The organism is Rufibacter ruber (assembly GCF_001647275.1).
Taxonomy (GTDB): Bacteria; Bacteroidota; Bacteroidia; order Cytophagales; family Hymenobacteraceae; genus Nibribacter; species Nibribacter ruber_C.
Window position 1 is genome coordinate 208965 of record NZ_LRMM01000001.1, and the last position, 12053, is coordinate 221017.

Consider the following 12053-nt stretch of genomic DNA (forward strand, 5'->3'; position numbering starts at 1 on the left):
CCCGTACTATTGCGGTTTTTCCCTCTTGCGTTGGCTGCCCGGCCTGGGCAGATGTACAAGTGCTGCGAATATTTAGTAATATTAAGAAAAATGAATTTATTTCAGGAATGTACACATGAACGGGTGGCAACGGTACAGGAACTATGTGATGGGCAACACCATTGGCCCCATTGAACCTAACCTGAAAGACCTGTCCTTCTGGAGGGATTATCTGTTCGCCAATGTGTTGCTGTACAGCATTCCGGTAAGTCTGGTGGCCCTGGTGCCTTGTCTGGTGGCCGCTTACATCAATGGACAGGACGTGCTCGCTTGTATTGAGCTGTTCGCCTTCTGCACCATGCTGCTGATCACCTTTACCCGGCGTTTGCGCCTGCAGGTGAAAAAGACGTTTCTGGTGGTGCTGCTCTACCTGCTGGCCGTGAGCCTGACTGTTTTTCTGGGCACGTTTGGCCCCGGGGTGCTGTACCTGTGGGCGGTGACCATCTTTACCGCCCTCACGTTTTCGCCCAAAAAGGCCTATCTCACGGTGGCGGTGAATTGCGTACTCTGCCTGGGCTTTGGCGTGGTCATTCAGTACCGGCTCTTTGACCTGCCTTTGCTGGAACTGTACAGCACCAGTGGCTGGATAGTCTTTTCTGTGAACCTGCTGTTTTTAAGCCTGATCACGTCTGCCCTGCTAGACCTTGTGTTTACCGGCCTGCAGAAAACCATTGTGCGCGAGGCAAACCTGAAACGGAGGCTCAAAGAGAAGGGAAAGCACCTGGGCCAGATGCTGATCACCGTGAAAAGCCAGAACGAGGAACTGGAGCGGTTTGCCTACATCGCCTCGCATGACCTGCAGGAGCCGCTGCGCACCATTTCTTCCCTGGTAGACCATCTGGAGAGCCAGAACCAGGGGCGGTTAGATGAGCCCTCACAGATGTACCTGCGTTTTCTGAGGCAGTCTGTGCACCGCATGCGGGCCCTCATTACGGGGCTGCTGGAGTACTCGCGCATTGGCAAAGAAAATGCCCTGGAATGGGTCAACTGCCAGACCCTGCTGGAGACGGTGCTGGCCGACCTGGACACGTTTATCAAAGAAAAGGAGGCTGAGATTCAGGCAGACAACCTGCCGCAGTTGCAGGGGTATGCGCTGGAGATCAAGCAGTTGTTTCAGAATCTGATCAGCAATGCCCTCAAGTTTCAGCGGCCAGGCACCCAACCATGCCTTCAGATAAAGGTCCAAAAGCTGGACAAGCACTGGCTTTTTTCTTTTATTGACAACGGAATTGGCATTGAACCTAAGTTTCAGGACAAAGTCTTTGCTATTTTCCAGCGTCTTCACCCAAAGTCAAGGTATGAGGGTACCGGTATAGGGCTCGCGTACTGCCGTAAGATTGTGGAGCTGCACGGCGGCAAAATCTGGGTGGAACCAAACCCGGAGGGGGGGAGCATTTTCCGCTTTAGCCTACCGCTTACCAAAGAACAATGCTTACCAGAAGCCTGAATATCTTGTTGGTTGATGATGATGACACCACTAACTTTCTGCACACGCTAACCCTGCAGGCGTCTGGCGTGCCCCATACACTCAACGTAGTAGAGACCGTGCCAGACGCTCTGGCCATCTTCCAGGACCAAACCATCCCAGCCACGCAACTGCCCCACCTAGTCTTCCTGGACCTGAACCTGCCCGGCCACACCGGGTTTGACTTCCTGGATGAGTACCGGAAACTAGCAAAAGACACGGCTACCAAGCCGGTCATTGTGGTCTTGTCAGCCTCTGTGAACCACGAAGACGAAAAAAAAGCCCTCCAGGCCCCGGAGGTGGCTGCGTTCAGGAGCAAACCTTTGTCGGTGGCCATGGTACACCAGATCATCAGCACCTATTTCCCTGACCTGGGCACAGCCTAGGTTGAACGCTTTGCCTCGGTGACAGCCGGCCTCCCGCTATTTTCTGTTTTAGCGCTGTTTTTTGAAAATCAGGCCTAAAACAGGAAGCCACCCTCTTCTACTATCCATTTGGTTCAAGTTCGGCCTAAGAACGTTATAACTTTCTGAGGGGGCGGCAGTATGTTGGTAACAATGGTGAAGGAGGCGCTTTTTAAATTTCATGGTCCCCTGCGGGACTTCTACCCGCTGAACCGGAAACCGGATTGGGGAACGTATAGGTTTACCGGATCGCCGGCCGTAAAAGATGCCGTTGAGGCGCTTGGGGTGCCGCACCCTGAGGTGGGTGCCATTCTCCTGAACGGCAAGTCTGTGCGCTTCAAATAACCTTTGCCTCCAGGTGCCCGCGTAGAAGTCTTTGCCCACGCTGAGGCGCCCCCGGGTACTGAACCCCTGCTGCCCGCAGTTTCGCCACCGGGCTTACCCGTTTTTGTGGTAGATGTACATCTGGGAACGCTGGCGCGGGCGCTCCGGCTGCTGGGATTTGATACTGTGTACGCCCAGGAGATGCCAGATGCGGCCATTGCCGCCGTTGCCGAGCGGGAGGAGCGGGTGGTGCTCACCAGAGACGTGGGCCTGTTGAAGCACAGAAAGGTGCAATGGGGCTATTGGCTCCGGTCCCAGCACACCCGCCCACAGCTGGAGGAAGTAATCAGGCGGTATGATCTAAAGCCGTGGTTCCAGCCATTTACCCGCTGCACCGTCTGCAACGGCACCTTAACAGAAGTGCCAAAAGAAGCTGTGCAGGAGCGGCTTCCGCCGAAAACAAAGTTGTACTTCCATGAATTCTTCCAGTGCGCCAGCTGCCGGCGGGTCTACTGGAAAGGATCCCACTATGACCGCATGCGTACGTTTCTGGGCCAGCTTGAATGAAGTGGGGCGGGTCTTGTAGGGGGAGCGTTTATGGCCTGTTTTTTCCTAAACAGCCTCAAAACAGCGGGGAGAAAAGTTTTCCCCTGCCGTTTGTTTTGGAGCTGATTTCAGCAAAACAGCTCCAAAACAGGTCGCCAGCCGCCCCTTTACAAAACGCAGCCCTCCATTTCAAACCTACTGCCTCATAGTTCTGTTTAGGGAAATATGTTACAGAACCCACAACATCTGAACGAAACCGTTTCCCACCTGTTGATGATTGGCAGCGGTATCTTCTGGACCATCACCTACCTCCTGATCCTTCGGCGCGGCTTCCTGGACAAAACCTACGGCATGCCCATGGCGGCACTCTGCGCCAATGTCTCCTGGGAGTTCATCTTCTCCTTTGTGTTCCCGCACCCGCAGCCCCAGCTCTTCATTGATTACCTGTGGCTTCTCTTTGACGTGGGCATTCTCTGGCAATACATCAGGTACGGCCGAAGCAGTTTTCCGGAGCAGCTGCCCCAGAACCTGTTTTACCCCGCGTTCCTGTTTTCGCTGGTGTTCGCCGCCCTTCTCATTGCGGTGATCTCTGTGGAGTTTAACGAGTACATTGGCATTTATGCCGCCTTTGGGCAGAACCTGATGATGTCTATCCTGTTTGTGCATCTGTTCCTGAAACGGAAGGGCGTGCAGGGGCAGTCGGTCTACATTGCCCTGGCGAAGATGGTGGGGACCATCTTTCCGTCGGTGCTGTTTTACCTTTATTTTCCGGGGTCTTATCTGCTGCTGCTGCTGTACGGCGGCATCTTTGTCTTTGACCTTGTTTATTTTCTGCTGCTCTACTTCCAGCTCAGGCGGGAAGGGGAGAACCCCTGGGCCAGGCTGTAGACTTACCCGCCGTATACTTGCCTTGTGCCGGTAGCCCTCATTGCAGAACTTGCGTTAAAAGCATGTTTACCGGTTGGGTTTAACAGGCAAAATGTGCCAGACAAAGGTTCTACGGAAGCCGTTCTTAAACCACGTAAAAGTGTTACGGGGCGGGAAACGGGTGAGCGCAGGTTCCTGTAGGGCGTTTTACCGCGTAAAAGACAGGTGTAAACATAGAAGCTGTTTAGAGTTTTCCGGTTTCAGCATCCAGCGGCTTGTGCCTACGTTTTAGGGCTACTTTTAAAAAACAGCCCGGAAACAGAAGCTTCTAACAGGGCACCGGTGTACGCTGGTGCCCGGGGCTGACCAGCAGACGCTACACAACTTCAAGAAGGAAAGAACAGCCAAAAACAGACGCGAACATGGAGTATCACCAATTGGGCACCTCAGACCTGCACGTCAGCACCCTCAGCTTTGGGTGCATGTCTTTGAAAGGAACCCCTTCAGAAAACGCCACACTGCTGCGGCAGGCCCTGGCGGGCGGCATCAACTTCTTTGACACCGCCGACCTATATGACCAGGGCGGGAACGAAGAAACCGTGGGCAAAGCCTTCAAAGGCGTGCGGGACCAGGTGATACTGGCCACCAAAGTAGGAAACCAGTGGCGCCCAGACGGCAGCGGCTGGGACTGGAACCCCGGCAAAGCCTACATTCTGCAGGCGGTAGAGCAGAGCCTGCGGCGGCTGCAAACAGACTACATTGACCTGTACCAGTTACACGGCGGCACCCTGGAAGATCCCATAGAGGAGACCATTGAGGCTTTTGAACTGCTGCAGCAGCAGGGCAAGATCAGGTACTACGGTATTTCCTCCATCAGGCCCAATGTGATCAGGGAGTATGTGCGGCGGGCCAACCTGGTGAGCCTGATGATGCAGTACAGCCTGCTGGACCGCAGACCCGAGGAAGAAGTGCTGGATCTGCTCCAGCAGCACCAGATCAGCGTTTTAGCCCGCGGAAGCCTGGCCCAGGGATTGCTGCTCGGGAAGCCCGCAAAAGCATATTTGGACCTTTCTGCCGGGCAGGTGGCAAAAATGGCCTCGGCCGTTCAGGCCCTGGCAACCCAAGATGCTTCAGAGCTCGCCCTGGCGGTACAGTATGTGCTGCAGGCGCCAGCGGTGGCTACAGCCGTTCTGGGAGTGCGAACCCGGGAGCAGTTGGCGCAGCTGCTGGCGGCAGCCAGGGCGGCACCGCTTGCCCCCCAACAGGTAGCAATGCTGCAACAACTTCTGCCTGCGGCCACCTATGCGCAGCACCGTTAACAGTGGCAGGCCGTAAAGGCATATCTTAGATCCAGTTTTACAGTATATACTAGTAGCCCGTCTGCAAAGGAGCTTCTGTTTTAGGGCTGTTTTTCTGAAAACAGCCCTAAAACAGAAGGCGCACGTTTGGCTGGATTGGTTAGTAAGTGAACTTTTAAGAAGCAGCAATATGAACTATAGAACATTAGGCAAAACCGGCTTTCAAATTTCTGAGGTATCCTTGGGCACGTGGCAGGTGGGGGGCCGTTGGGGAGAGCCTTTCAAAGAGGCCACGGCGGCAGAAATTATCAATGCCGCCATTGACGGCGGGGTCAACTTCATTGATACCGCAGACGTGTACAGTGACGGGTTAAGTGAGGCGGCCGTGGCCAAAGTGGTCAAGGGCAGAAGCGAGGAGGTCTTTATTGCCACCAAGTGCGGAAGGCAGATTCAGCCGCACACCGCCGAGGGGTACACTCCGGAGCGCCTGCAGCAATACGTAGAGGAGAGCCTCCGGAACATGGGCGTTGAAACCCTGGACCTGATCCAGTTGCACTGTCCGCCTACAGAAGTGTACCGGCGGCCTGAGATCTTTGAGACCTTTGCCAAATTGAAGGAACAGGGCAAGATCAGGAACCTGGGCGTGAGTGTGGAGCTGGTAGAGGAGGCGTTGCTTGCCATGGACTACGGGAACGTGGCCACCATCCAGGTGATTTTCAATATGTTTCGGCTCAAGCCCAGTGAGCAGTTATTCACTAAAGCCCAGGAAAACAATGTGGGGCTGATTGTGCGGGTTCCGCTGGCCAGCGGCTTGTTAACCGGTAAGTTCACCCATGCCACCTCGTTCAGCCCGGAAGACCACCGCAACTTCAACCGGAACGGCGAAGCGTTTGACAAAGGGGAGACGTTCTCTGGGGTTGACTATGATTTAGGGGTTGAGGCGGCCGAAGAACTGAAGAAGCTGTTCCCGGGGCAGGCGCCGCTGGCGGCGTGGGCGCTGCGGTGGGTGTTGATGTTCCCGGAGGTGAGTACCGTGATTCCCGGGGCCTCCCGGCCGGAGCAGGTGACCACCAACCTGCAGGCGGCGGCCCTGCCTGCGCTCTCACCTGAGCAGATGCAAGGGGTGGAGGCTGTTTATAACCAGTACATCAAGCCTACGGTGCACGAGCAGTGGTAGCGCTCACACCTGGAGAAGACGCAGTAGGGCAGCTGCTGCCCCTAAAGCTAAAAAGGGGGATATCCCCCGATTCCCCCTTTTTATAAACAAAAACAAAAAACCCAATGGAATCATCAACGGATTGCTTTCCACTGGTGGCAAAGTACCCGCTAAAAGTTGAGGAAAAGAATACCTAAAAGTTGGTATTTATTCAACGGGCCTGCCCAGGGGAAGGAGGCACACTGAAGGGGCAAAATGACAGAGGTAGTGGTGTAGCGTCTTCTTTTACAGCAGGTTGTGCTTGTCTGGAGCGGGTTCAGGCGCCTTTTCGCCTTCAGCTGACTAAATAAAAAGATGGAAGAGGGGGTTGGGCACACCCCTAGCAACAAGAAAGTACTAAGGAGCGGTGGCGGGTGCCAACAGGGGGAGTTTGGGAAAGCGCGGCCAAGGAGGCAACCCAAGCCGCCAGACCTTACCTTTGTGGCCGCTCTTTCTATTTGACTATGTATACAAGAGAACAAGCTTCACAGATGCGGCAGGCCTTCTGGACTACGTTTGGCCAGTACATGGCCCCTATCCCGTCGGCCGAGGGGATGAGGATCAACTGGTCTAACTATAAAACCGGGCTGAAGAACGTGTACTTCCGGATGCGGGCAGAAAAAAAAGCCGCCTCCATCGGGATTGAGATGACCCACCGTGACCTGGAGATTCAACAGATGTTCTTTGAGCAGTTTCAGGCCCTGAAACTTGTTTTGCATGAAACGCTGGGCGAAACCTGGGAATGGGAGCTTCACGCCCAGGACGAACTGGGGGAGACCATTAGCCGCATCTACACAGAACTGCCGGCGGTGAATGTGTTCAACAAAGATGACTGGGGAACGCTCATCACCTTCTTCAAACCGCGCATCATAGCCTTAGATGAATTCTGGACCGATGCCCAGTACGCCTTTGATTCCCTGAAATAAGGCGTTTCTTTTGGGCAATGCGCTGGTTGGTTGTCTGGCATAAACGTGGTTGAGCGTTTTCTTTTGAGCCCCGGGCGTAAGCATCTGCTTGGGCGTTTGTAAGCAGGCAAGTTTCTGTTTCCGGGCTGTTTTTAGGAAAGTAGACCCAAAACGTGGCCACAGCCTTCGCCAGCCAAAAGCCTCTGAATGCCGAATCCTGAAATCTCACATCAGCTTCTTTATCTAAGAACCGGAATACCTTCTGTTTTTGGCCTGTTTTCTGAAAAACAGCAAAAACAGAAACTCAGACATTACCAGAGCGGGGTTGGAGGTTCATTTCCTGCTGCTCAATTGCCTCCAGCGCCCTGCTTCTGGGCGAAGAGATGGCCTGCTGCATATCAGGCTCCTCAATCTGTGCCTGTACCAACCGCGCGTGCTGCACCAGACTTTTAAAAATGCGCCGCTGCTCCTGGTGCTGCGGCAGGTACTCTGGGTGCCACTGCACGCCAAGCATAAAAGGCGCCAGTGTGTTCTCAATAGCCTGCACCACCTGGTTTTTCTCCCTCGCCACAATCTGGATTCCCCGGCCAGGAACATGTACCGCCTGGTGGTGCAACGCGTTCACCTTCAGTTTCTCCACCCCCAGCACCTGTTGCAGTTTGCTCCCCGGGGCAATGCGCACCTTCTTCACCGGGAAAATGCTGGAGGGGTTGGGCTCCTCTTTGTAGAACGTTTGGATGTCCTGGTAGAGCGTGCCGCCAAAATAGACGTTCATGAGTTGGGAGCCCCGGCAGATGCCCAGTACCGGTAACCGCTTGGTGAAGGCCTGGTGAATGAGTTGGAACTCCAGATGGTCGCGCTCCCGGTCAACAGACCACTGGGGCTTCCGGCTGAATAACTTCCGGAGGAAAAACAGGAGCGGGTAGTACGTCCACCGGATGAACCGGCCAACTCTGGTGAGGAAACTTTTGCGGGGGTGCTGCAACGTGCGCTGCAGGTACTCGTTGATGAGGTTTTCCTGCTGAAACACCTGCGGGTCAATATCGGCGCCGCCGCCAATGATGAGCCCCTGCAAACCGTCTGAGGTGCGGGGGGAGGAGGGCGTGATCCGGACGGGTTTGCCCCCCGCCAGCCGTACCCCCAGGGCGGCAAAAAGCCACGCCACCTCGCCGCCCTTGTCTGGCCCCGTGACTCCAATGGTGGGGCGGTTGCGGTTGATTTTGTTTCTGTTTTCTAAGAATGCCACTCGTTTATGCGTTTAACCCATTTCTCCTCAAAGCCCAGCAGGGTGTCTTTCTTAAGACGCAGGTATTCCTGGCTCAGTTGCGCTATTTGCCCGGGCTGTGCGGCCAGCTCTTCAATGACCACCCACAGGTTCCATTCCTGGGCCAGGGTCCAGTTGGGGTCTGAGACGCGGCTGTTGGGGAGCCGGTAATGGAACGTGTTTCTGGCTTTCACACTGCCCAGGTTGGTGTAGCTGTTGACCAGCTCTTCCTGCAGATGGGCAAAAAGCGGGTACAGGTCCAGCGGACGGTTGCGGTCTGGGTTGTAGTGGTGGTAGTCTTCAATGAGCTGCGGCAGGTCCGGCTGGTAGGAGGGGGGCAGCACCAGGGCTATGTACTCTGCCGGATACGGGTTGATAAACGTGGTCATGTGCCGGCGGGCGAAATCAGTTTGCCCTTTCTCCACCAGCCAGGGGTACAGCAGCAGAAACGCGCGCAGGTAACGGAGAATGGTAGCCGGGTCTGAGGCGGGCAGCTCTGTGTTGATGTGGGTGCCGAAGGCGTTGGTGAAAAACGCCTCAGTGCCCTGGGCGTGGTGCTCCAGCAGCGCCCTCCGGAGCGGCTCTAACTGGTGCAGCTGCGAATAAGGAATGGGCGGCGCGCCCACCTCATAGGGGATCACCTTCTGGATCATGCTCTCCAGCGTATCTTCTACCTTTTCCTCCAGGGTGCTGCCGCCCACCTGAATGTGCTCCAGGTCTATGTTCAGCTTATCAAAGATGTATTTGTATTTCTTCTCAGTGAGGAGTTTCAGGTCAATTTCCACAGAAAAATCACCCAGGCGGGTGTTCACCACCTTCTGCGAGAACCGGTGTTCCTTCTGGCAGGTGCCGCCGTACAAGTCTATGATAAGTTGTACGCTCTCGTCTACGCCCACCTGCGCAAACTCCAGTTCGAAGCCCACTTTTCTTTCCTCCCCGCTGGCATTCACTTTGATGGGTAGCTCCTTAAATTCCATAGTATGAAAGAATTAAACAGAACTATCTGAACGGGAAAATTAAGCGGGCGTTGCGGTACTGGCCGCTTTTAGCAGGAGAAAGGGCCTGTATTTTACTCATGGTGGGGCCACCACCTGGTTCAGAGTTTCTGTTTTAGGGCTGTTTTTCTAAAAACAGCCCTAAAACAGAACGCACGCCAGAAGACAGGCGCCCGGCCTACCAATGGGAGGCGGTGTCATCTGGGTTCCGGTACCGCTGAATGAAACGGTTCTGAAAGTCTGTGGGGGAGCCTTTGCCCTCCAGGTAATTCTGCATGTCCAGGTGCATCTTGAGCTGGTCCAGCTCCAGAAACTCCTGCCAGAGCAGTTGGTCATGGAGGGGCAGGCTGTCAATGATTTCCGCCAGCTGCAGGTTTCTCCGGTCTGTTTCCGGCTGTTGCAGGTCTGGGTGTTCGTCCAGCTGTTTCCTGATTCTCTCCCTAAAGTACGCATTCAGCTCACTGTACCGGTCTTCATTCCAATTTTTGCTATCCAGATTTTCCATGGGGTGGGCAACTAGTAGAGGTTCTTGTACGGGAAATTAAGGAAAGAAATGGAGCAGCGCTACCAGAAACCGCAGAACGGGTGGGAACAGTACCTTAAAGAGGGTTGAATCTGGGGTCAAACCTGTTCAGGCAGAAGGATTTACCTGAAAGTCAGTATTGCTTGCCCTGCTTTATCACATCAACTTTAATCATTGCAACGCGACCCTGCGCCTCTAAGAAAGGCTCAGGACTTGTACAGGAAAATTTGATCTGTCATACTCCCCTGGTGTGAAGGCCGCTTAGGTTGATTAGGGCTAAAATGTTAAATCTAAAATTCAATGAGAACACCACCGTTTCTTTATCTCATTTTCTGTTTGCTGGTAGTTTCCCCTGCGGTGGGGCAGACAGATGAAATTCTAAAATCCAGGGTAGTAAGAAAAAATATTGGGTTAGGTTTTGACCCGAACAATAACGGTCATTTGAAATATGTGATTGATGAAGATTATAGAAAAGCGAATTCGCTTCCTGTGTTTAAGAAAGCCAGCACCTTGCCTTTAAACCTGGCGGCGGCAAACGGGAGTTTTAATTTAATGATGGAATTTGTAAACCCGTTACAATATAACATCACCCTTACGCAAGAGTCAGAAAAAGACCCAGTCATCACCAAGACCAATGAGTTTTTGACTTCCGCTATTTCTATGTTAAATGAGGTAAGCGGCGGAAAGTATGCTGGGCAAACACCTGCTCCCCAACAAGCAGAGGCAAAACTTGACAACATTATTCAGGATTATAAATTAAATAAGGCAAACGCTGAATTAAATAAGGCAAACGCTCAATTAAAAAGTATGAACCCCAGGACCGGAAAAATTACCGCAGTGCAACCAGCGGTAGAGGTTCCTCTTTTGGTTAATAATGAAAAAAGAATCACTAATGCAATCAAGAAGATAAAGTCTCCAGAACTCTTGTCACTGATCTTATGGCTTTCTAACGCTGATACTATATGTCTTGATAATAAAAAATCACTTGAATTTATAGAAGGATTGGCCAGAATAGAGGAAAAATCAATCCAGTTCAAAGACAGCGCTAGGGAACTCCTGGAGACTATGTACAATATCCCAGATGCTCAAACTTTACGATCAGAGACGGCTAATTTCAGGAAGAGCATCAAAGCATTAGAGGCAACCATGGAGGAAATGTCTAAAGAACTTACCCAATTAAATGATTATAACAAGATGGTGAGCCGCACAACCAATGGTTGTATAGCCCTGGGTGCTGTGATGCAACAGAATACCCTTAATTTCTCTACTGCCGTGAAGAATCAGCTAAATAAACGGAGCCTGGTTATTGAGGAGCTGAAGAAGCTTGTAAAGTCAATAGAAAATGTATTGTTTCTCTCTGATGGCAATAGCTTTCTTGTTGACAACATTCAGGTGGAACCGGGTATGCTGAATGAGGTGAGCATAAAGGTGGCTAAAAGAAATTTGATTTTTAATGACAGCGAAGAAAGAATCATTATTGAGGAGAAAGATGAGCGTACTGCCAAATTGCGGGTACGGGAGCATTCTTTAATTGTGACAGAAGTGGGGGTAGGGGTGCTGTTTACCAATATATCGTATTCTAAGTATGGCACTGAGGAAAGGGATGGAGAGACAGTGGTAGTAAGTGCGGGTAAAGAGAACATCAGGTACGTAGCGGGTGCCATGTTAAACCTGTACCCTAAACTTGTGAATTCACATGTTGTGCCATTGTACCAGATAGGAATTGGAACTGGCGAGGACCGGCCCACCCTCTTTACAGGCATTGGGCTCAGGTTCCTGAAACCTCTCAACCACATTGCGTTTTCGGCAGGCCCTATCTGGTCCTGGGAACGGGTGCTGGATGAGTCTATGCTGAAAGTGGGCGACAAGGTCTCTGGAACAGCCGAAATTGAGAATGCCCTGAAATTAGAGTTCAGAGATAAGCCTAAGTTTTACTTTGGGGTGCAGTACAGCTTTTAAATGTCAGTTTACCTCTTAGACCTGTGTTATGAAAGCTAAAGCGCCCTACTCCCTGGTAATCCTTCTCCTTTTTCTTCTTTCATGTGATACCCCCAGCTGCATTTCCTGCATTGCCCAAACCCCTAAAATGGCCATCATTGAACACCAGGTTATCTGTGATGAAGATATTTACTTTGTAGAAGGGTTTGAAGCTGGCATGAAAGACAGGTACAAAGACAAGGGAGATACGGTCACCGTGCTTTGTGATTATTTCTCTATAGAAGATTAAC

The 12053-nt window shown here is 52.5% G+C and carries 13 protein-coding genes; 10 read left to right on the forward strand and 3 right to left on the reverse strand.

Going from position 1 to position 12053, the window contains the following annotated elements:
- Positions 1-115 precede the first annotated feature (115 nt).
- From A8O25_RS00825 to A8O25_RS00855, 8 genes are all read left to right on the forward strand, one after another.
- Positions 116-1486 carry a sensor histidine kinase gene (locus A8O25_RS00825; protein WP_066829491.1) on the forward strand — a complete coding sequence of 457 codons (1371 nt, stop codon included), beginning with the start codon at positions 116-118 and terminating at the stop codon, positions 1484-1486.
- A complete protein-coding gene (locus A8O25_RS00830; protein ID WP_066829495.1) occupies positions 1468-1890 on the forward strand; it encodes a response regulator in 423 nt (140 codons plus the stop codon). Before A8O25_RS00825 ends, A8O25_RS00830 begins: the two co-directional genes overlap by 19 nt.
- Positions 1891-2049: 159 nt before the next feature.
- On the forward strand, positions 2050-2253 hold the full coding sequence (locus tag A8O25_RS23650) for a ubiquitin family protein (RefSeq protein WP_241498897.1): 204 nt from the start codon (positions 2050-2052) through the stop codon (positions 2251-2253).
- Between the two features lie 3 nt (positions 2254-2256).
- Entirely contained in the window at positions 2257-2799 is a 543-nt protein-coding gene (locus tag A8O25_RS00835) for a Mut7-C RNAse domain-containing protein (RefSeq protein WP_241498898.1), read from the forward strand.
- 204 nt (positions 2800-3003) lie between these two features.
- Positions 3004-3666, forward strand: coding sequence for a transmembrane-type terpene cyclase (locus tag A8O25_RS00840; RefSeq protein ID WP_082893370.1), 663 nt, complete (start codon positions 3004-3006; stop codon positions 3664-3666).
- Positions 3667-4067: 401 nt separating this feature from the next.
- The gene (locus A8O25_RS00845; RefSeq protein ID WP_066829496.1) at positions 4068-4964 is read left to right on the forward strand and encodes an aldo/keto reductase; all 897 of its coding nucleotides are present in this window, start codon (positions 4068-4070) and stop codon (positions 4962-4964) included.
- Between the two features lie 169 nt (positions 4965-5133).
- Entirely contained in the window at positions 5134-6120 is a 987-nt protein-coding gene (locus A8O25_RS00850) for an aldo/keto reductase (protein WP_066829497.1), read from the forward strand.
- A gap of 482 nt (positions 6121-6602) precedes the next feature.
- Complete coding sequence (locus A8O25_RS00855) at positions 6603-7064, forward strand: DUF4268 domain-containing protein (RefSeq protein ID WP_066829499.1); 462 nt, start codon at positions 6603-6605, stop codon at positions 7062-7064.
- Positions 7065-7347: 283 nt separating this feature from the next.
- On the opposite strand, the gene A8O25_RS00860 is transcribed toward A8O25_RS00855, so the two are convergent.
- The 3 genes from A8O25_RS00860 to A8O25_RS00870 all read right to left on the reverse strand — a co-directional run bounded on the left by A8O25_RS00860 (position 7348) and on the right by A8O25_RS00870 (position 9807).
- Positions 7348-8289: a gamma-glutamyl-gamma-aminobutyrate hydrolase family protein gene (locus A8O25_RS00860; protein WP_066829500.1), complete on the reverse strand. Its 942-nt coding sequence runs from the start codon at positions 8287-8289 to the stop codon at positions 7348-7350.
- Positions 8277-9284: an amidoligase family protein gene (locus A8O25_RS00865; protein ID WP_066829501.1), complete on the reverse strand. Its 1008-nt coding sequence runs from the start codon at positions 9282-9284 to the stop codon at positions 8277-8279. The genes A8O25_RS00860 and A8O25_RS00865 overlap by 13 nt, the downstream gene beginning before the upstream one ends.
- A 196-nt stretch (positions 9285-9480) precedes the next feature.
- On the reverse strand, positions 9481-9807 hold the full coding sequence (locus A8O25_RS00870) for a hypothetical protein (RefSeq protein WP_066829509.1): 327 nt from the start codon (positions 9805-9807) through the stop codon (positions 9481-9483).
- Positions 9808-10125: 318 nt separating this feature from the next.
- Here A8O25_RS00870 and A8O25_RS00875 point away from each other — a divergent pair, with 318 nt between their 5' ends.
- Positions 10126-11784 (forward strand): hypothetical protein, encoded by a 1659-nt coding sequence (locus A8O25_RS00875; protein WP_153042538.1) that lies wholly within the window; start codon positions 10126-10128, stop codon positions 11782-11784.
- Between the two features lie 28 nt (positions 11785-11812).
- Entirely contained in the window at positions 11813-12052 is a 240-nt protein-coding gene (locus tag A8O25_RS00880) for a hypothetical protein (RefSeq protein WP_066829513.1), read from the forward strand.
- Position 12053 lies beyond the last annotated feature (1 nt).